This window comes from Kitasatospora sp. NPDC089509 (assembly GCF_044749365.1).
Taxonomy (GTDB): domain Bacteria; phylum Actinomycetota; class Actinomycetes; order Streptomycetales; family Streptomycetaceae; genus Kitasatospora.
The window spans coordinates 119341-138174 of the sequence record NZ_JBIVHS010000010.1; the positions used below are offsets into that span (position 1 = coordinate 119341).

The following is an 18834-nucleotide window of genomic DNA, read 5'->3' on the forward strand; positions in this document are numbered from 1 at the left end:
CTCAAGCTCCTTCGGGCAGACGGACGGGCGTACCGGCCGGGGCTCAGACCCCCGGGGCCTCGGCGGCGGGCTCGGCCACCGGCTCCGCGGCCGGCACCGGCTCCGCGGCCGGGCGCGCCACCGCGGAGGCACCCCCCACCGTCTCACGGGACGGCAGGTCGGCGAGCCAGAACTTCTGCAGCATGTGCCAGTCCTGCGGGTGCTCGGCGATCCCGCGCTCCCACACGTCCGCCATCGCCTGGGTCATCGCCCGGGTCCGCTCCTTGCGGTCGCCCTCCTCGGGCACCGGCACCTCGGGGTGGATCCGCCCGCGCAGCACCGGACCGTCGTACCAGAGCGTCACCGGCAGCAGCGCCGCCCCGGTGCGCTGGCACAGCGCCGCCGGCCCGGCCGGCATCCGGGTCGGCTCACCGAAGAAGGACACCTCGATGCCCGCCTCGGAGAGGTCCCGGTCCCCCACCAGGCAGACCAGCCGGCCCTCGCGCAGCCGCCGCGCCAGCGTGCCGATCACGTTCACCCCGCCGCCGGTCAACGCCAGGACCTCCATGCCCTGGCCCTCCCGGAACTCGACGAAGCGCTCGAACAGCCGCTCCGGCTTCAGCCGCTCGGCGACCGTGGTGAACGGGTGGCCCTGCTGGGCGATCCAGGTGCCCGCCAGGTCCCAGTTGCCCATGTGCGGCAGCGCCGCCAGCACGCCCCGGCCGGACGCCAGCGTGTCCGTCAGGTGCTCGGCACCCTCGATCTGCACGTCCCGGGCGACCCTGCCCCGGCTCCACACCGGCAGCCGGAAGGACTCCAGCCAGTACCGCAGGTACGACCGCATCCCGGCCCGCGACAGCCGCCGCAGCGCCGCCTCGTGCAGCCCCGGACGGACCCGGCGCAGGTTCGCCTCCAACTGGAGCACCCGCGGCCCGCGGCGCCGCCAGGCGTAGTCCGCCAGCCGGTCGAACACCCACCGCGCCACCGGCTCCGGCAGGTGCTTCAGCACCGCCCACCCCAACGCGTACGCCCAGTACACCAGTCGGTCCGTCACCGCAGCCCGCTCCCCGTCAACTCCCGGCCGCCGCTCGGTCGGCTCGGTCGGCCTCGAACGCCTCCCGGCGCACGGTCACCATCCGCTGGACCACCGTCACCAGGCTGCCCACCGCCACCAGCCACAGCGCCACCGGCAGCAGCCACTCCACGTACGGCACCCCGAACGTGTGCAGACCCGCGACCCCGGCCGCCACCAGGCTGATCACCAGTCGCTCGGCCCGCTCCACCAGCCCCGACACGTCGCACGGCAGGCCCTGGCTCTCCGCCCGCGCCTTGGTGTACGACACCACCAGACCGCTGGCCAGGCAGAAGATCGCCACCGCGCACAGCAGGTTGTCGTCACCCTTGCCCGCGTACCACATCGCCAGGCCGCCGAAGATCGCCGCATCCGCGACCCGGTCCAGCGTGGAGTCCAGGAACGCCCCCCACTTGCTGGTCCGGCCCAGCTGCCGGGCCATGTTCCCGTCCACCAGGTCCGAGAAGATGAACAGCGTGATCGTGATGGTGCCCCAGAAGAACTCCCCGCGCGGGAAGAACACCAGCGCACCGGCCACCGAACCGGCCGTACCGATCAGCGTCACGGCGTCCGGGCTCACGCCCAGCCGGATCAGGAACGCGGCGAACGGGGTCAGAACACGTGTGAAGAAGGCACGCGCGTATTTGTTGAGCATGGCCTTCCCAGCCGCTCCGATCTCCGTGGTACCCGCCTGGCGCGGTACGCGCAGCAGACGACCGGACGAATGGGCCCGCCCGGAGCACCCATCGTAGCCACGCCCGGGACACCCTCCGTCGCACGCACCGCCGGACGGCACACCGGCCGACCGGCCGCACACACGTGCGGTCAATCGCACGAGCGCCCGACCGGACCCGACCCTAGACTGCCAAGGACAGCCTCGGCGCCACGGGAGGAGACCCCGATGCCCGACCGCAGCACCGCACGAGCCGGCCAGGCGCCCACCGTCACCGGCCCGCAGGACCTGCGCAACGTCGTCCTCGTCGGCTCCAGCGGTGTGGGCAAGACCACCCTCGCCGAATCCCTCGCCCTCGCCGCCGGCGCCACCGGCCGGGCCGGCCGCGTCACCGACGGCACCACCGTCTCCGACCACGAGGAGATCGAGCACCAGCAGCAGCGCTCCGTCCAGCTCGCGCTGCTCCCGCTCGAATGGAAGGGCGTCAAGATCAACCTGATCGACCCGCCCGGCCACCCCGACTTCGCCGCCGACCTGCGCGCCGCCCTGCACGCCGCCGACGCCGCCGTCTTCGTCGTCTCCGCCACCGACCCGGTCACCGCCCCCACCCGCGCCCTCTGGCGCGAGTGCGCCGCCGAAGGCATCCCGCGCGCCGTCGCCGTCGCCAAACTCGACCTCGCCCGCACCGGCTTCGACGACATCCTCACCGCCTGCCACGACGCCTTCGACCTCGGCCCGGACACCCTGCGCCCGCTCTTCCTGCCCGTCCTCCACGACGGACGCCCCGACGGCAGCGTCGACCTCCTCACCGGCGACACCTACGGCGACACCACCCCGCTCCCCGACACCGGCCCCGCCCACGACAGCCTCGTCGAAGCCATCTCCGGCCAGGACGACACCCTCATGGAGCGCTACCTCTCCGGCGACCCCCTCGACACCGACTCCCTCGAAGCCGGCCTGCGCCGCGAAGTCCTCGCCTGCACCCTCCACCCCGCCGTCCCCACCAGCGACAACGGCCTCGGCGCCGCCGAACTCCTCGACCTGATCGCCCACACCTTCCCGAACCCCACCGAACGCACCCGCCCCGCCCCCGACTGCGACCCCGACGCCCCGCTCGCCGCCCAGGTCATCCGCGTCACCGGCGACGCCTACGTCGGCCGGATCAGCCTGCTGCGCCTCTACGCCGGCACCCTGCGCCCCGACAGCCGGATCCACCTCACCGGCCCCGCCCACACCGCCGACCAGAACGGCGACGAACGCGTCACCGGCCTCACCAGCCCCTTCGGCAAACTCCAGCGACCCGTCCCGCACGCCGTCGCCGGCGACCTCGTCTGCGCCGCAAAACTCACCAGCGCCCGGGCCGGCGACACCGTCCACGACCCCGGCCACCCCGTCGAACTCGACGGCTGGACACTGCCCGAACCCCTGCTGCCGATCGCCGTCGAAGCCCACAGCAAGGCCGACGACGACAAGCTCTCCCAAGCCCTCACCCGGCTCACCGCCGAAGACCCGGCCCTACGCCTCGAACAGAACCCCGACACCCACCAGCTCGTCCTCTGGTGCACCGGCGAGGCCCACGCCGAGGTCGTCCTCGACCGACTGCGCACCCGCCACGGCGTCCACGTCGACACCGTCGAACCCAAGGTCGCCCTGCGCGAGACCTTCGGCACCGCCGCCGCCGGCCACGGCCGACTCGTCAAACAGTCCGGCGGCCACGGCCAGTACGCCATCTGCGACCTGGAGGTCGAACCCCTCCCGGCCGGCGCCGGCTTCGAGTTCCAGGAACACGTCGTCGGCGGCGCCGTCCCCAAGCACTTCATCCCCTCCGTCGAGAAGGGCGTCCGCGCCCAACTCGCCAAGGGCGTCGCCACCGGACACCCGCTCGTCGACGTCCGGGTCACCCTCACCGACGGCAAGGCCCACTCCGTCGACTCCTCCGACGCCTCCTTCCAGAACGCCGCCGCCCTCGCCCTGCGCGACGCCGCCGAGCACGCCGTCATCCGGCTGCTCGAACCCGTCGCCGCGGTCAGCGTGCTGCTCCCCGACGAGTACCTCGGCGCCGTGCTCGGCGACCTCTCCGCCCGCCGCGGCCGCGTCCTCGGCACCGAGACCGGCGGCCAGGGCCTCACCCTGCTGCGCGCCGAGGTCCCCGAACTCGAACTCGTCCGCTACCCGGTCGACCTGCGCGCCCTCACCCACGGCACCGCCGAGTTCTCCCGCGCCTACCTGCGCCACGAACCCATGCCCGCCGCCGTGGCCGACCGCTACACGGACTGACCGCTACGGCGACTGACCGCTACGCCGACCCGACGGGCTTGCGGTTCGGCAGCGCGCACGCCGCCGTACCCCCCGGCATCCGGTGCCGGTTCCGCGACACCCAGCGGTACACCACGGCCGCCACCGGACGCACCGGCGGCAGGGTCAGCACCGCCCCCAGGTACGCCCACGCGCCGCCCGTGCGCATCAGCAGCCGCGCCACCGCCTGCGCACCCCCGTACACCCGGCCCGCCGGCGTCACCCAGAGCACCTCGCGCTCGGCCCGCTCCGCCGACACCTCGCCCCGGCCGCCCGCCACCGCGTCCAGCTCCGGCAGCTCCGCGAACTGGAACGGCACCGCCTCCCAGCCCCCCGAGGCCAGGGTCTGCCGCAGGTACCGCTCCCCCCAGCGCACGCAGGACGAGCAGAACGCGCAGTCCCCGTCGAAGACCAGCACCGGATCCTTCATGGCAACCCCCTTCATCGTGTTCACCGTCCATCCTGCTCCACCCCCACGGCATCGGTTCGCGCGGGTATCGACCCGTCCGAAGCTGGGCATCATGCCTGTCAAGCCCGGCGCGGCCGGAACGTGACGGTTCGTGACGGTAGTTCAGACGATCATCCGCGCAGGGGTGCCACGGCACGGTAACCTGCCGCTGACAAGGGGAGGAGCAGACGCCACCGTGGCCACACTCGACATGACCCCGGGTGCGCAGATACCCCGGACCGACGCCGGCCCGCAGACCGCCGTCACCCAGGCACTCTCCTCGGCCGCCTACCGCGACGGCGAGATCGGCAAGTTCGTCACGGACGTCGCCGACGCCAAGGAGAAGAAGGGCCGCTTCGCGCTCTTCCGCCCCAACCTCGGCGAGGCCTTCAGCAAGGCCCTGATCTCCCGCGCCCTCGGCGGCGACCGCAAACCACTCGTCCCGTCCTTCGGTGTCGACACCCGCCAGGTCGTCGAACACTGCCTGGCGGCCGAGGAACTGCGGCACGCCCGCGACCGGCAGCTCAGCGGCATCACCGTCGTCACCGGCCTGCTCTTCCTCCCCGGCACCCTGATCTGGCTCGGCGCCTTCCAGCTCCGCGCCTGGCTCAAGCGGGACAACTCCCGCGGCGCCGACACCTACGGCGCCCTCACCCTCATCGCGGTCGCCGTCCTGGCCGGCTACCTCGCGCTGTTCCCCCCGGCGGCCGGCGTCCTCGGCGTCTACCTGCGGATCACCATGCTCGCCCCGGTGCTCGGCTGGTACCTCGCCCGCCGGATCGTCGAACGCACCGCCAAGGACCTCCGCTCCAGCTGGCAGGCCCTGGTCGAGGGCAGCGCCGTCGCCGCCACCGTCGCCAAGGCCGTCCCCCGCGACGACCTCGACAAGAAGGCCAACGACCTGCGCGACAAGCTCGGCCGGCTGGACGCCGAGCAGGAGACCAACATCCACCACTACGCCGGCCCCAAGGGCATCCTGGGCGCCGGCCGCCGCTGGGGCGAATGGCGCCTGGCCGACACCCTGCACCCCGCCGAGGGCCACGCCGACTTCCGCGCGTTCCACCCCTGGGACCTGGTCCGCCGGATCTCCGCCCACCTCAAGGGCCTCGGGGTCAGCCACGTCGCCAACAGCGGCATCCCCAACGTCGCCATCAAGCAGTGGGCGGTCTTCGACGTCAGCGAGGGCGCCGACGAGATCAGCCGCCCCAGCGGCGCCGACATGGACGGCGAGCGGATGCGCGACTTCGCCGTGCAGAGCCTCGCCGACAAGCAGACCTTCCCCGGCGGCCCCCGGCACTACATGGCCACCCAGTTCATCACCCACGACGGCAAGTTGATCATCACCTTCACCGTCACGGTGACCCTGCTGGCCAATGTGCTGAGCATCGCGGTGGCGGGCTACGCGCTCGGCCCGATCAAGGGCGTCTTCTTCGACAAGCCCAAGGACAAGGAGAAGTCGATCCCCAAGTCGATGAAGTTCTGGGAGGAGCGCACGATCAAGCTCCCCCTGATCGACAACGACGAGGTGGTCCGCCAGGCCGTCCGCGCCCCCTTCCACAAGATGCCCAGCCTGCTCGGCTGGCTCGGCGGCGGCCTCGGCCTGCCCGAGCCCTTCGGACTGCGGCACTCCTGGGTCGGCACCGCCTGGAACAACCGCTCCATGGTCGACAACGCGCTCAACGCCTCCGTGCCGGTGCTCAACGCGGTGCACACCGCCACCCTGGAGTTCCTCCAGGAGCACGACCTCGACGCGGACCGCTTCTTCAAGACCCGCACCTCGATCATCAAGGCCGAGGCCCAGAGCCCGCGCCCGTACAAGGTCGACGAGTTCAACGCCGACTAGCACCGTACGAAGAGGGGCCCGTCACCGAACTCCCCGGTGGCGGGCCCCTCTTCGCGCGTTCCTACCGGCTCAGCCCTGCGGCCAGACCTCGGCCAGCATCTTGCGGGTGTCCGCCAGCAGCTGCGGCAGCACCTTGGTGTGGCCGACCACCGGCATGAAGTTGGTGTCCCCGCCCCAGCGCGGCACCACGTGCTGGTGCAGGTGCGCCGCGATCCCGGCCCCGGCCGCCGCGCCCTGGTTCATCCCGATGTTGAACCCGTGCGCCCCGGAGGCCGCGCGCAGCGCGGTCATCGCCTTCTTGGTGAAGTCCGCCAGCTCGGCCGTCTCCGCCTCGTCCAGGTCGGTGTAGTCGGCCACGTGCCGGTACGGGACCACCATCAGGTGCCCGCCGTTGTACGGGTACAGGTTCAGCACCGCGAACACGGCGCTCCCCCGGGCGATGACCAGCCCCTCCTCGTCGCTCAGCGACGGGATCGAGCAGAACGGACAACCGTCGTCCGGAGCCGGGCCGGTGGGCTTGTTCTCACCCTGGATGTACGCCATCCGATGGGGGGTCCACAGGCGGCGGAAGCCGTCCGGCTCACCGACACCCCGCTGCAGTTCCGGCTCAGTCGTCATGCTGATCAGCATATTCGCCCGATGGTGCTTGCAAAGCCGCGCGGGGCAGACTCTTGAAGAGCCTGCCCCGCACGTGGTGGTCCGGACTACCGCGTCACACCTGGATGCGGTTCTTCACCGCGTCCACGATCTCCTGGACGGCCTCGGCCATCGGGACACCGTTCTTCTGCTCGCCGTTGCGGTAGCGGAAGGAGACTGCGCCCGCCTCGACGTCGTCGTTGCCGGCGATCAGCATGAACGGGACCTTGGTCTTCTGGGCGTTGCGGATCTTCTTCTGCATCCGGTCGTCCGAGGTGTCCACGTCGACCCGGATCCCGTGCTTCTTGAGCTCGGCCGCGACGTCCAGCAGGTACGGCACGTGCTCGTCGGTGATCGGGATGCCGGTCACGGTGACGGGGGCGAGCCACGGCGGCATGGCGCCGGCGTAGTGCTCCAGCAGCACCGCGAAGAACCGCTCGATACTGCCGAAGAGCGCACGGTGGATCATGACCGGCCGCTGGCGCGAGCCGTCCGCAGCGGTGTACTCAAGATCGAAGCGGTCGGGCAGGTTGAAGTCCAGCTGGATGGTGCTCATCTGCCAGGTCCGGCCGATGGCGTCCTTCGCCTGCACCGAGATCTTCGGGCCGTAGAAGGCCGCGCCGCCCGGGTCCGGAACCAGCGGGAGACCCTGCTTCTCGGCCACGCTCGCCAGGACGCGGGTGGCCTCCTCCCAGGTCTCGTCGCTGCCGACGAACTTCTCCTCGTCCTTGGTCGACAGCTCCAGGTAGAAGTCGGTCAGACCGTAGTCACGAAGGAGGTTGAGCACGAAGGTCAGGGTGGAGTCGAGCTCCTCCGCCATCTGCTCGCGGGTGCAGTAGATGTGGGCGTCGTCCTGGGTGAAGCCGCGGGCCCGGGTCAGGCCGTGCACCACGCCGGACTTCTCGTAGCGGTACACCGTCCCGAACTCGAAGAGGCGCAGCGGCAGTTCACGGTACGAGCGGCCGCGCGCGTCGAAGATCAGGTTGTGCATCGGGCAGTTCATCGGCTTGAGGTAGTAGTCCACGCCCTCGTCGAGCTGCATGGGCGGGTACATACCGTCCGCGTACCAGTCGAGGTGGCCGCTCTTCTCGAAGAGCTTCCCCTTGGTGGCGTGCGGGGTGTAGACGAACTCGTAGCCCTCTTCCTCGTGCCGCTTGCGCGAGTAGTCCTCCATCGCCCGGCGGATGATGCCGCCCTTGGGGTGGAAGACGGCGAGGCCGGAGCCGATCTCCTCGGGGATGGAGAAGAGGTCGAGCTCGTTGCCGAGCTTGCGGTGGTCGCGCTTCTCGGCCTCGACCAGGAAGTCCAGGTGGGCCTTGAGCTCGTCCTTGGTCGGCCAGGCGGTGCCGTAGATGCGCTGCAACATCGGATTCTTCTCGCTGCCGCGCCAGTAGGCGGCCGCGTTGCGCATCAGCTTGAACGCCGGGATGTGGCGGGTGCTGGGCAGGTGCGGGCCGCGGCAGAGGTCGCCCCAGCACTGCTCGCCGCTCTTGGCGTCCAGGTTGTCGTAGATGGTGAGCTCGCCGGCGCCGACCTCGACGTCGGCGCCCTCGCCGGCCGTGGCGGCGGAGCCCTTGAGGCCGATCAGTTCGAGCTTGTACGGCTCGGCGGCCAGCTCCTCGCGGGCGTCCTCGTCGGTGACCACGCGGCGGGAGAACTTCTGCCCGCGCTTGATGATCTCCTGCATGCGCTTCTCGATGGCCTTGAGGTCATCGGGGTGGAAGGGCTTCTCGACGTCGAAGTCGTAGTAGAAGCCGTCCTTGACCGGCGGGCCGATGCCGAGCTTGGCCTCGGGGTAGAGCTGCTGCACGGCCTGGGCCATGACGTGCGCGGTGGAGTGGCGCAGGATGTCGAGGCCGTCCTTGCTGTCGATCGCGACCGGCTCGACCTCCTCGCCGTCCTGAAGGACGTAGGCGAGGTCCTTGAGCTGGCCGCCGACGCGGGCGGCGATGATCGAGCGGTCGTCGGCGAAGAGCTCGGCGGCCGTAGTGCCCGTGGTCACCACGCGCTCTTCCCGATCGGGTTCGCGGCTGATGATTACCCGGACGTCCGTCACCGGTCTCTCCTGACGTGCTGGATTCAGAGGACGCAACACTGCGCTGCGCGTGACGATGGTACCGAGAGCACCAACCGCACCGCGCACTCAGGACCTCTCTCCCCCGTCCTGGAGCCCCTTGAGCAGTCGCTCGTGGTCGCCCTCCCCCCAACCGCAGAGCTCCAGGCCGTGGGCCCGGCTCAGTCGGCGGAAGCCGTCGCGGCGGTCCAGTCGGCCGGAGACCCGGACCGGGACGCCGGAGAGGTGGGCCTCGGCGGCGAGCCGGTAGTCGGGGTCGGGCAGGCGCAGCTTGAGTTCGCGGACCTCGGCGCCGCCGAGCACCCGCAGTCGGACGGAGCCCGGTCCGGTCGGGTCGGCGCGCTTGAGCCGGACCACCACGCCGACCACGGTGACGTCGACGGCGGGCTCGATCCGTTCCAGCAGTTCGGCGGCCTCGGCGAGGGCGGGCAGGTCGCCGGGTGAGTACTCGAGGTCGATCCGGCGGTCGCCGAAGCCGCCGGGGGTCCCGGCGGCGGGTGACCAGGCGACGGTGAGCCGGGCGGCGGTCGTGCCGCGCACCAGGTCCTCGACGGACTGGACGAGTTCCCGGCTGACGCCGGAGCGGACGGCGTTCTCGAAGGCCTCGGGCCCGCCGCTGACCCGGCGGTAGTCGACCGCTTCGCGCAGTGCCTCCAGGGCGCGGACCAGGGTGGTGACGGCGGTGCGGCCCTCGGGGGCGGGGGTGTGGGCGGTGAGGGCGGCGCCCTGGTCGGCGACGCCCTGCTCGACGAGCAGGACGCGGTCCAGGAAGTCCCCGGCGAGGGTGTCCAGCCGGGCGCCGAAGTAGGCGGCCGTGGTCCGGCCGGCCTTGGCCCCGGCGGCGAGCATCGCGCGTGCCGTGCGCTGGAGCCGTTCGGCGTCGTCCCAGGGGGTGGTGTCGGCGGGGCCGGGCAGTTCGCGGCGCCAGGTCAGCTCGTCGCCGGGGACGGCGAGGGCGAGCAGGATCGCGCGGGCGGAGGGGGTGCGGGAGCGGGCGAGTGCGGTGACGGCGTCGGTGAGGAGTTCGACGGCGTCGTCGAAGCCGTCCGCGGTGGGGATCAGGAGGCTGGTGCCGGGTTCGCCGTCCGGCGGGGTCCAGCGGCCGTAGCGGGCGGCGGGGCCGCCGCGCCGGACCCAGCCGTGCCGGGCGAGCAGGGTGGCGAGCACGGCGGGGTCGACGGTGGCGGGATCGGGCAGGGCCCGGGTCGGGTCCTCCGGTCCGTGCGGCAGGGTCATGGGTGTGGTTCCTCGCTGCCGGGGCCGGGCGGTCACGGGCTGTCGCCCGCGCCGACCCGGGCCATGATGTCGCAGAGCGCGCGGTCGTCGAAGACCTTGTCGGTGGGCACCCGGACGTTGGTGCGCCGCTGTCCGGTGACGGGGTGGCCGGCCAGGTTGACCCAGTAGCAGCAGTACCGCAGTTCGAGGGCGTCCGGGCGAGCCCGGAGCCACTGGTCGACCCGGCGCGGCAGCAGCATCACGACCAGGATCCGGGGGACGGCGACCCGGGCGCGGGCGAGCTTGCGCAGGTGGTCGTTGTCCAGGGTGAAGCTGAAGAACGGCCCGGTCGGGTCGGGCGCGATCTGCTGGGTCGCCTTGAGCTGGATCTTGATGGTGACCTCGTCGTCCACCTCGTGCTCCCGGGAGCCGTGGCTGACCTGCCAGTCGATGCCGTTGTCCGGGAAGGGTTGGGAGAGCGAGCAGCCGGCCGCGGCGGCGACCGCGTGCAGGTAGCCGACCTGCAGGGTCTCCATGCAGGCGGTGACCGCGAGGTTCCCTCTGAGGGTGGCCGCCGCGCCGTCGGGCGGCGGCTGTGTCAGTGCCATCGTCCCGTGCGCCTCCCCCGGCTCCGGGCCCGTCCGGGCCGACCGGCCCAGTGGCAGGATCCCCGGTCCTGGCTGGGCCAAACGGGTTGAGCGGGCGTCAGAACCGGGTATCACCAGGGCGCGGAACGCACGCCTGAGGGGCAGTCATGCAGCAGCACTGGTACACCGGCCCACTCGCTTCCTTCGACACCGAGACCACCGGCGTGGACGTGGAGACCGATCGGATCGTCTCCGCCGCCCTGGTCGTCCAACTCGCCCCGGACGCACCGGCGCAGACCACCACCTGGCTCGCCGATCCGGGCGTGCCGATCCCGGACGGCGCCCGGGCGGTGCACGGCATCACCGACGAGCAGGTCCGGACGCACGGCCGGCCGGCCCGGGCGGTGGTGGCGGAGGTCACCCGCGCGCTGGCGGCCCAGGCGCGGGCCGGTCGCCCGGTGGTGGTGATGAACGCGCCCTACGATCTGACGCTGCTGGACCGGGAGTTGCGCCGGCACCACGGGCTGGCGCTGAGCACGGGGCTGGACGGCGCCGGGCTGGTGGTGCTGGATCCGCGGGTGCTGGACAAGCACGTGGACCGCTACCGCCGGGGCCGCCGGACGCTGACCGACCTGTGCGTCCACTACGGCGTGGACCTGGCCGGGGCGCACGACGCGGCGGCGGACGCGACGGCGGCCCTGTCGCTGATCCGGCGAATAGGCGCCCGCTACCCGGCGGCGCTGGGCGGGCTGTCGGCGGCGGAGCTGCACCTGCGGCAGGCGATCTGGCACGCGGCGCAGGCGCGCGGGCTGCAGGCCTGGTTCGACCGGTCGGGGACGCCGGAGCGGGTGGACCTGTCCTGGCCGCTGCGGCCGGCCCGGTGTGTCTGCGGTCGCCGGCTGGAGCCCGAACACGGTTGCGAGGCGGCCGCGTAGCCGGGCCCGGAACGCGCCGCAGGCCCTGACCGGTTTCCTGGTCAGGGCCTGCGTGCTGTCCGGTGGGCGATACTGGGATCGAACCAGTGACCCCTTCGGTGTGAACGAAGTGCTCTCCCGCTGAGCTAATCGCCCGGGCAACGAGATGAACTCTAGCACCATTCGGAGGCCGTCGTACAACTCGTTCTTCCGGAGTACGGCCGACACATCCACAGAACTCGCGCTCCGCGCGGAAGATGACTGGGCCTCAGCCGGATTTGGCGCCCGCCCTCCGAGTGGATTCCGGAAATACATGTGAGGCCCAGTCGATAATCGACTGGGCCTCACATATCACAATGCATTCCGGTGGGCGATACTGGGATCGAACCAGTGACCCCTTCGGTGTGAACGAAGTGCTCTCCCGCTGAGCTAATCGCCCGGGTGCAGAGAAAACATTACCGCATCCCGGCGGGTGCTCCGACCACCCCGCCCGCCGTCCCAGCCCGCCCACGACCCCGGCCCGGCCCACCGGGACCGCGCCCGCCCGGCCCGGTCCGCCCCGGCCACGCCGTCCGTCCCGTCCCGCCCCCGTCCGTGCGCACGACTCGTCGGGCCCGGACGCACCACCCGCTCCCCTGTTCCCGATCCGCCCCGGTGCTTCGCACCGGCCCGCCACGGGCCGCCCGGGAAACCGACGGAGAAGAACCGCCGGTAATGCCCCGGGCGGGTACTCCGTGACGATTCCGCAATGCGCCGTAAGGGGTACGACTCGCGCCCGAATCGGGACAGAGGGGTTTACATCGGTCTTGGGGGTGGGATGGTCCGTTCGCCGACGTGCGATTCCCCGAGCGCACACTGAGCGAAAGGCCATGGCGCTTATGAACACCACGGTCAGCTGCGAGCTGCACCTGCGCCTCATCGTGTCCAGCGAGTCCTCACTGCCCGTCCCCGCGGGCCTGCGCTACGACACCGCCGACCCCTACGCCGTGCACGCCACGTTCCACACGGGCGCCGACGAGACCGTGGAGTGGGTGTTCGCCCGAGATCTCCTCGCGGAGGGGCTGCACCGACCCACCGGTACCGGCGACGTCCGGGTGTGGCCGTCGCGCAGCCACGGGCAAGGCGTGGTCTGCATCGCCCTGAGCTCTCCGGAAGGAGAAGCCCTGCTGGAGGCCCCGGCCCGGGCGCTTGAGTCGTTCCTCAAGCGGACGGACGCCGCGGTGCCCCCCGGCACCGAACACCGTCACTTCGACCTCGACCGGGAGCTGTCGCACATCCTCGCCGAAAGCTGACCCCGACCGGAGGCGGTCCAGCCCCGCTGTCGGCGGGGCCGCACCCCCTGCCGTCATCGCTGCCGTCCTACTCGGGGGCACGGCAGCGGACTCAACCGCGCACGACGCGGTCTCGGGGCCGGTGAGGGGTCCGCTCCCACCGGAGCGGGGCCGCAGCACCGCAGGCGCCCGGCACCGGGGCCGGCCATCCGTACGGGTGGTCGGCCCCGGTGCCGGGCGCCGCCGTCATTTCGGGCGGTCGTGGCGCGGCTCCCGGGTCGCGTGCCGGTTCGCGCCCCGGGGGACGGCCCGGCCCGGCGGGGGCCGCGACGCCCGCTTTGGGACGCTCTGACGGAATCCGTACAGGCCTTCGAACAAACGCGCCGCCCTTATGCCGCAAGGGCCGGTATGGTCTGGGGTAACCGTGGACGCGGGGTACCGGAGTCCCCCTGCGCGAGGAGTCCCAAGTGCTGATCACCCATGACACCGAGTGCGCGCTGAGCATCCTCGTGGATCTGCTCAACACCGCTCCCGAGGTGTGCGGCGACGAGCGGCTGCCGGACGTCGCCGCGTTGGACGCCTTCGTGGTCCGCCAGGAGATCAGCGAGATCGACTCGCTGACCGAGGACGACCTGCGTCAGGTGCACGACCTGCGCACCCGGCTGCGCGAGGTGTTCGGGACGGAGTCCACCGAAGCGGCCGCCGAGCTGGTCAACGCGATCGTCGCGGCCGCCGGGACGACGCCCCGGCTGGTCAACCACGACCACCACGACTGGCACATCCACTACTTCGCGCCGCACGCCGCGCTCGGCCCCCACCTCGCGGCGGAGCTGGGCATGGCGCTGGCCTTCATCCTGATGGCCGGCGAGCGGGAGCGGCTGCGCCGGTGCGAGGCGCCCGACTGCGCCCGGGTCTTCGTGGACCTCTCCCGGAACCGCTCGCGGCGCTACTGCGACAGCCGGACCTGTGGCAACCGGCTGCACGTCGCCGCCTACCGGGCGCGACAGCGGTCGGCGGAGGCCGTCGCCTCCGCCTGACCCCCGCGCGCGGGCAGGTTCAGATGCCGCGCTTGCGCAGGATCTCCTCGATGTCGGAGAAGTCGCCGAGGCCGTCATCCCGCTTGCCCGTCTGCTTCTGCGGCTTTCCGGGTGCCTTCGGCGCCTGGGCCACGGCCGGGCGCTCGGGGGCCGGGCCGGCCGCGGACGGGCGCTCCGGGGTGGCTTCCACGGCCCCGCGCCGGTCCATCCAGCGGGTGGCGAGCAGCAGGGCGGCGGAGACGCCGAGCAGCGCGATGCCGGTCCACACCCGGGGGTCGAAGACCAGCTTGGCCGCCCAGTCGCCGAACGCCCGGCCGATCTTGGTCGCCAGTGGGAACAGGCCGGTCAGGTAGAGCCCGGCGGGCAGCAGGGCCACCGCGAACCAGCGGGTCGCCGAGCGGAAGCGCCGTCGCCAGGCCCGCAGGCCCGCCACCGCCACCCCGCCGGCCGTGAGGAGGAAACTGATCGCCGCGGTCAGCACGAGTGCGCCCCTTCGTATCCGGTCGTCCTGGTCATCGGTGCCTCCCTGTCGGTCCGCCGTCGGGCGCACCGCCGGGCGGGAACGGGCACCCACTAGTGGAACACTGGGGGAATGATCGATGGTTCCCTCCCCCGCCTCGAGTTCTGGTGCGACCTCCAGTGCCCGGACTGCCGCACCGCCCTGGACGACGTAAGGGCGCTGCGCGCGCAGTACGGCGACGCGCTGCCCGTGGAGCTGCGGCACTTCCCGCTGGAGAAGCACAAGCACGCCTACGCCGCGGCCGAGGCGGCCGAGGAGGCGTTCGCCCAGGGGCTGGGGTGGCCGTTCGTGGAGGCCCTGCTGGCCCGGGTCGAGGAGCTGGACGCACGGGGCCAGCAGCTGCTGCTGGAGGTCGCCCGGGAGGTCGGGGTGGACGCCGAGGAGGTGGACACCGCGCTGATCGACGGCCGGCACATGCTGACCGTGGACTCCGACCAGGCCGAGGGGAAGGCGATCGGGGTCAAGGGCACGCCGACGTACGTGATCGGCGGCCGGCGGTTGGACGGCGGGCAGAGCCAGGACGGGCTGCGCGAGCGGATCGTCGAGATCGTCGAGGCGGCGAAGTCCTCCTGATCGCCGCCTTCTGACGTTCCGTCAATTCCTCACAGCGGCTTGCCGTAGCAGCGGTTGACGATCCGGTAGCCGAGCGAGGTGTAGAGCCGCAGGGCGACCTCGTTGCGGGCGAAGACGTTCAGGCCGAGTTCGCGCACCCCGGCGGCCAGGCACTCCTGTTCGGCGAGCAGCATCAGGGCGCGACCGTGTCCCCGGCCCCGGTGGGCCGGGGACACCTCGATCACCATGACCCAGGCCAGCGGGGTGCCGTCCGGCAGGTCGCGCAGGTGGAGGTTCACCCAGAGCGAGCCGAGCGGTTCACCCGTGGCCCGACCGTCCCCGTTGTGGAGGCGGCGCAGGGCGACGCCGGGGGTGTCGGCGCCCTGCTGGAGGACGTTGCGGTGGTCCAGGCTCGACTTGGCCCGGGCCTGTTCCTCGGTGAGGCCGGAGTCCATCAGGGAGTGGACGTACTCCCGGGCCGCCCGGTCGATCCAGGCCGGGAACTCCGCGGCGCCGATCGGGTGGGCGGTGAGGCCGGCGGGCAGGGCCGGGGGTGCGGTCAGGGTCTTGCTCAGGTTCCGCATCCGCTCGGTGTAGCCGAGGGTGGCGGCGAGGCCCCGGGCGATCCGGGCGGTCTCGGGGACGACGACGTCCACCCGGGTGCAGTCCCAGTGCCGCAGCACCTCCTCCGCGGCCAGCGCGCCGAAGGTGCCGCGTCCCCGGCCGCGGCCCTCGGTGATCTCCAACTCCGATATCTCGCCCCAGAGTTGGTTGCCGTGCCGGGCCGAGGTGGTGCGCAGTGCGCCGACCTGGTGGCCGTTCGCGAGGATCCGCCAGCGTCTGGTGCGGCCGCCGGCCGCGGTGGGTGTCTCGGGGCCCTCGGGGCGCAGCGTGGTGGTCATGTGGTGGTCCCTTCCCCTCGCCGGGAAGGTTATCCGCGCCGCCCGCCGCGCCCGCCCCCCGCGCCGCTCTCCGCACCCGTCCTCCGGGGCCCGGGATCAGGGGTCGAGGTCGTCACCGCTGCGTTCGGCGAAGACGGCCATGGCCTTGGCGGTGACCGGGCCGGTGCCGGGCAGTCGGCGGTCGTCGACGCGGGTGACGGCCTGGACGTCGCGGGTGGTGGAGGTCAGGAAGATCTCCTCGGCGTCCTGGAGGGCGCTGAGCGGGAGGTCGGCCTCTTCGGCGCCGCACCAGTCGATGACGAGTCGCCGGGTGATGCCGGCCAGGCAGCCGGAGGCGAGGACGGGGGTGAGCAGGCGGCCGCCGAGGACCACGAAGACGTTGGAGCCGGTGCCCTCGCAGAGCCGGCCGGCGGTGTTGGCGAACAGGGCCTCGGAGGCTCCGGCGCGGTGGGCGGCGGCCAGGGCGACGACGTTCTCGGCGTAGGAGGTGGTCTTGAGGCCGGCGACGGCGCTGTGCTCGTTGCGGCGCCAGGGGACGACGGCGACGGCGGTCTCGTCGGGGCGGCGGTTGATGGCGCCGAGGGCGACGACCAGGGTGGGGCCGGTGGTGCCGCGCTCGGAGCCGAGCGGGGAGTTGCCGCCGGTGTAGGTGACGCGCAGGCGGCCGAGCGGGGCCGGGTTGGCGGCGAGGACCCGGGCGCAGGCTTCGCGGACCAGGTCGTGGTCGGGGTCGGGCAGGCCGAGGCCGCGGGCGGAGCGGGTGAGCCGGTCGAGGTGGCGGGTGACCGCGAAGGCCCGGCCGTCGACGGCCTTCATGGTCTCGAAGACGCCGTCGCCGGTGGTGAGGCCGTGGTCGAGGACGGAGACGGCGGCGTCGGCGGAGTCGACGAGGGTTCCGTTGACCCAGCTCGTGGTGCGGTCGTGCATCGAGGGCAACTCCTAGGCGCGGTGCGGCTGGTGGTCGGTTCCGGCGTCGGTGGGGGTGCCGGCGTCGGTGTCGCGGTCGGGTTCGCCGCCCGACGCTATCGCGACCAGGCGGGCGGCCTTGAGCTCGGTTTCCGCCCATTCGCGCTCGGGGTCGGAGCCCCAGGTGATGCCGGCGCCGGTGCCGAAGCGCAGGACGGGTGCCCGCGGGTCCTGCCGGTCGAGCCAGAAGGTGCGGATGCCGACGGCGAGTTCCCCTTCGCCGCGGTCGGCGTCGACCCAGCCGACGGCGCCGCAGTAGGGGCCGCGGGGGGCGGTCTCCAGGGCGTCGATGATCCGCAGGGCGCTGGACTTGGGGGCGCCGGTGACCGAGCCGGGCGGGAAGGTGGCGGCGAGCAGTTCGGGCCAGCCGGCACCGTCGCGCAGGGTGCCCTCGACGGTGGAGACCAGGTGGACCAGGCCGGGGTGCTTCTCGACCGCGCAGAGGTCGGGGACGGTGACGGTGCCGGTCCCGCAGACCTGGCCGAGGTCGTTGCGGACCAGGTCGACGATCATCACGTTCTCGGCGTGGTCCTTCTCCAGGAGGTCGTCCTCGGTGCGCCCGGTGCCCTTGATCGGGCCGGAGGAGACGGTGCGGCCGGTGCGGTGCAGATAGAGCTCGGGGGAGGCGGTGGCGATCTCGACGCCGTGCTCGGGCAGCCGGACGGTGCCGGCATAGGGGGCGGGGTTGCCGTGGGCGAGCAGGCCGGTGAGGGCGTCGATGTCGCTGCGGTCGGGGTCGGGCAGCGGTGCGGACAGCACGCGGCAGAGGTTCGCCTGGTAGACCTCGCCGGCCGCGATGTGCTCGCGGATGCGGCGTACGCCTGCGGTGTAGGCGGCGCGGTCCAGGGAGCTGTGCCAGCTGCCGGCGTCCGGGCCGCGCCAGCCGGCGCCGGAGGGCGGGGCGGGGGCGGGGCGGACGTCGTCGAAGCGGGCGCAGGTCAGTCGGCCCTCGAAGTCGTAGGCGACGGCCCAGTAGCCGGAGGAGTCGAGCGCGGCCGGGTCCGAGGTGACGTCGCGCAGTCCGGTGGCCAGGCGGCCGCCGAAGCGGGCGAGCGGGGTGCGGGGGTCGGGGTGGCCGGACACGGTTCTCCTGCGCGGTGGTGCTGGGGCGACGGTGCCTGAAGTGTAGGTCGGGGGGCGTGGACCGGATCGGGCCCGCCGCCCCTCGCGCCCCGACGGACTGGCAGCCGCGGGCGTCGCGCGGGTGTGCGCCGGGTGACCTGCGGATGATCGTCCGGGAGCGCCGCAGGTGGTGGTCGGTGAGCAGGTCGGAGCGCTGACGGGACGGCACTCGGCGGGCATCCCCTCGGCACGCTGCGGGAACGGATTTTTAGCTGGCCCGGGAATCCGCTAGAGTTCAACACGTCGCCGGGGAGCGCAGCCGAGGAAAAGCGGTGAAGGTCCCAGGGAGACAGGCGGACGTAGCTCAGTTGGTAGAGCATCACCTTGCCAAGGTGAGGGTCGCGAGTTCGAATCTCGTCGTCCGCTCGGTGGAGAACAGTGTAAGATCGTTCTTCATGTGTTGCCTGGTGGAGTGGCCGAGAGGCGAGGCAACGGCCTGCAAAGCCGTGTACACGGGTTCAAATCCCGTCTCCACCTCCAAGAGGTTCCCCCGGCTCCGGCCGGGGGCCTCCCCGCGCGATTAGCTCAGCGGGAGAGCACTACCTTGACACGGTAGGGGTCACTGGTTCAATCCCAGTATCGCGCACGTCGGACCTTCCGGGGTCCGCTGCAGGAACGCCTCACCAGGCGCGATTAGCTCAGCGGGAGAGCACTACCTTGACACGGTAGGGGTCACTGGTTCAATCCCAGTATCGCGCACAGTAACGAGCCCTTCGAGGTTCGCTGCA

The 18834-nt window shown here is 72.3% G+C and carries 17 protein-coding genes and 6 tRNA genes; 10 read left to right on the top strand and 13 right to left on the bottom strand.

Features of this window, described 5'->3' with window-relative positions; translation table 11 throughout:
* Positions 1–43: 43 nt before the first annotated feature.
* Both ACIP4P_RS22115 and pgsA read right to left on the bottom strand, forming a co-directional pair.
* A complete protein-coding gene (locus ACIP4P_RS22115; protein ID WP_400920888.1) occupies positions 44–1033 on the bottom strand; it encodes a phosphatidylinositol mannoside acyltransferase in 990 nt (329 codons plus the stop codon).
* 16 nt (positions 1034–1049) lie between these two features.
* Positions 1050–1706 (bottom strand): phosphatidylinositol phosphate synthase, encoded by a 657-nt coding sequence (gene pgsA, locus ACIP4P_RS22120; RefSeq protein WP_350512916.1) that lies wholly within the window; start codon positions 1704–1706, stop codon positions 1050–1052.
* Positions 1707–1952: 246 nt separating this feature from the next.
* Here pgsA and ACIP4P_RS22125 point away from each other — a divergent pair, with 246 nt between their 5' ends.
* Positions 1953–4001 (top strand): elongation factor G-like protein EF-G2, encoded by a 2049-nt coding sequence (locus tag ACIP4P_RS22125; protein ID WP_400920891.1) that lies wholly within the window; start codon positions 1953–1955, stop codon positions 3999–4001.
* Positions 4002–4020: 19 nt separating this feature from the next.
* Here ACIP4P_RS22125 and ACIP4P_RS22130 read toward each other — a convergent pair whose 3' ends face one another.
* Complete coding sequence (locus ACIP4P_RS22130; protein ID WP_350512918.1) at positions 4021–4449, bottom strand: DUF393 domain-containing protein; 429 nt, start codon at positions 4447–4449, stop codon at positions 4021–4023.
* 214 nt (positions 4450–4663) lie between these two features.
* On the opposite strand from ACIP4P_RS22130, the gene ACIP4P_RS22135 reads away from it, so the two are divergent.
* Positions 4664–6310, top strand: a complete 1647-nt coding sequence (locus ACIP4P_RS22135; protein ID WP_400920894.1) for a hypothetical protein — start codon at positions 4664–4666, stop codon at positions 6308–6310.
* Positions 6311–6379: 69 nt separating this feature from the next.
* Here ACIP4P_RS22135 and ACIP4P_RS22140 read toward each other — a convergent pair whose 3' ends face one another.
* From ACIP4P_RS22140 to ACIP4P_RS22155, 4 genes are all read right to left on the bottom strand, one after another.
* Complete coding sequence (locus tag ACIP4P_RS22140; RefSeq protein WP_049651438.1) at positions 6380–6940, bottom strand: HIT domain-containing protein; 561 nt, start codon at positions 6938–6940, stop codon at positions 6380–6382.
* Positions 6941–7022: 82 nt separating this feature from the next.
* Entirely contained in the window at positions 7023–9002 is a 1980-nt protein-coding gene (gene thrS, locus ACIP4P_RS22145; RefSeq protein WP_400920897.1) for a threonine--tRNA ligase, read from the bottom strand.
* Positions 9003–9089: 87 nt separating this feature from the next.
* The gene (locus tag ACIP4P_RS22150) at positions 9090–10256 is read right to left on the bottom strand and encodes a hypothetical protein (protein WP_400920899.1); all 1167 of its coding nucleotides are present in this window, start codon (positions 10254–10256) and stop codon (positions 9090–9092) included.
* A 32-nt stretch (positions 10257–10288) separates the two neighbouring features.
* Positions 10289–10843 carry a DUF4365 domain-containing protein gene (locus ACIP4P_RS22155; RefSeq protein ID WP_400920902.1) on the bottom strand — a complete coding sequence of 185 codons (555 nt, stop codon included), beginning with the start codon at positions 10841–10843 and terminating at the stop codon, positions 10289–10291.
* A gap of 146 nt (positions 10844–10989) precedes the next feature.
* On the opposite strand from ACIP4P_RS22155, the gene ACIP4P_RS22160 reads away from it, so the two are divergent.
* The gene (locus tag ACIP4P_RS22160; protein WP_350512923.1) at positions 10990–11757 is read left to right on the top strand and encodes an exonuclease domain-containing protein; all 768 of its coding nucleotides are present in this window, start codon (positions 10990–10992) and stop codon (positions 11755–11757) included.
* A gap of 63 nt (positions 11758–11820) precedes the next feature.
* Here ACIP4P_RS22160 and ACIP4P_RS22165 read toward each other — a convergent pair.
* Together ACIP4P_RS22165 and ACIP4P_RS22170 are read right to left on the bottom strand one after the other, a co-directional pair.
* Positions 11821–11892: transfer RNA gene (locus tag ACIP4P_RS22165), tRNA-Val, on the bottom strand.
* Positions 11893–12103: 211 nt separating this feature from the next.
* Positions 12104–12175: transfer RNA gene (locus ACIP4P_RS22170), tRNA-Val, on the bottom strand.
* Positions 12176–12614: 439 nt separating this feature from the next.
* Between ACIP4P_RS22170 and ACIP4P_RS22175 the strand changes: the two genes are divergently transcribed.
* Both ACIP4P_RS22175 and ACIP4P_RS22180 read left to right on the top strand, forming a co-directional pair.
* Positions 12615–13028 carry an SsgA family sporulation/cell division regulator gene (locus tag ACIP4P_RS22175; RefSeq protein ID WP_030056266.1) on the top strand — a complete coding sequence of 138 codons (414 nt, stop codon included), beginning with the start codon at positions 12615–12617 and terminating at the stop codon, positions 13026–13028.
* Positions 13029–13474: 446 nt separating this feature from the next.
* Positions 13475–14044: a CGNR zinc finger domain-containing protein gene (locus ACIP4P_RS22180; RefSeq protein WP_350512924.1), complete on the top strand. Its 570-nt coding sequence runs from the start codon at positions 13475–13477 to the stop codon at positions 14042–14044.
* A gap of 19 nt (positions 14045–14063) precedes the next feature.
* On the opposite strand, the gene ACIP4P_RS22185 is transcribed toward ACIP4P_RS22180, so the two are convergent.
* On the bottom strand, positions 14064–14525 hold the full coding sequence (locus tag ACIP4P_RS22185; RefSeq protein WP_400920905.1) for a hypothetical protein: 462 nt from the start codon (positions 14523–14525) through the stop codon (positions 14064–14066).
* Between the two features lie 111 nt (positions 14526–14636).
* On the opposite strand from ACIP4P_RS22185, the gene ACIP4P_RS22190 reads away from it, so the two are divergent.
* Positions 14637–15137, top strand: coding sequence for a DsbA family protein (locus ACIP4P_RS22190; RefSeq protein ID WP_400920907.1), 501 nt, complete (start codon positions 14637–14639; stop codon positions 15135–15137).
* A gap of 29 nt (positions 15138–15166) precedes the next feature.
* Here ACIP4P_RS22190 and ACIP4P_RS22195 read toward each other — a convergent pair whose 3' ends face one another.
* The 3 genes from ACIP4P_RS22195 to ACIP4P_RS22205 all read right to left on the bottom strand — a co-directional run bounded on the left by ACIP4P_RS22195 (position 15167) and on the right by ACIP4P_RS22205 (position 18067).
* Positions 15167–16018, bottom strand: a complete 852-nt coding sequence (locus tag ACIP4P_RS22195) for a GNAT family N-acetyltransferase (RefSeq protein WP_400920909.1) — start codon at positions 16016–16018, stop codon at positions 15167–15169.
* Between the two features lie 96 nt (positions 16019–16114).
* On the bottom strand, positions 16115–16945 hold the full coding sequence (locus ACIP4P_RS22200; RefSeq protein WP_400920911.1) for an aminotransferase class IV: 831 nt from the start codon (positions 16943–16945) through the stop codon (positions 16115–16117).
* Positions 16946–16957: 12 nt separating this feature from the next.
* Complete coding sequence (locus tag ACIP4P_RS22205) at positions 16958–18067, bottom strand: chorismate-binding protein (protein WP_400920913.1); 1110 nt, start codon at positions 18065–18067, stop codon at positions 16958–16960.
* A gap of 332 nt (positions 18068–18399) precedes the next feature.
* Here ACIP4P_RS22205 and ACIP4P_RS22210 point away from each other — a divergent pair.
* The 4 genes from ACIP4P_RS22210 to ACIP4P_RS22225 all read left to right on the top strand — a co-directional run bounded on the left by ACIP4P_RS22210 (position 18400) and on the right by ACIP4P_RS22225 (position 18805).
* Positions 18400–18472 (top strand) — tRNA-Gly (locus ACIP4P_RS22210).
* Positions 18473–18512: 40 nt separating this feature from the next.
* Positions 18513–18586 (top strand) — tRNA-Cys (locus ACIP4P_RS22215).
* A 34-nt stretch (positions 18587–18620) separates the two neighbouring features.
* A tRNA-Val gene (locus ACIP4P_RS22220) sits at positions 18621–18692 on the top strand.
* A gap of 41 nt (positions 18693–18733) precedes the next feature.
* Positions 18734–18805 (top strand) — tRNA-Val (locus ACIP4P_RS22225).
* Positions 18806–18834: the final 29 nt, after the last annotated feature.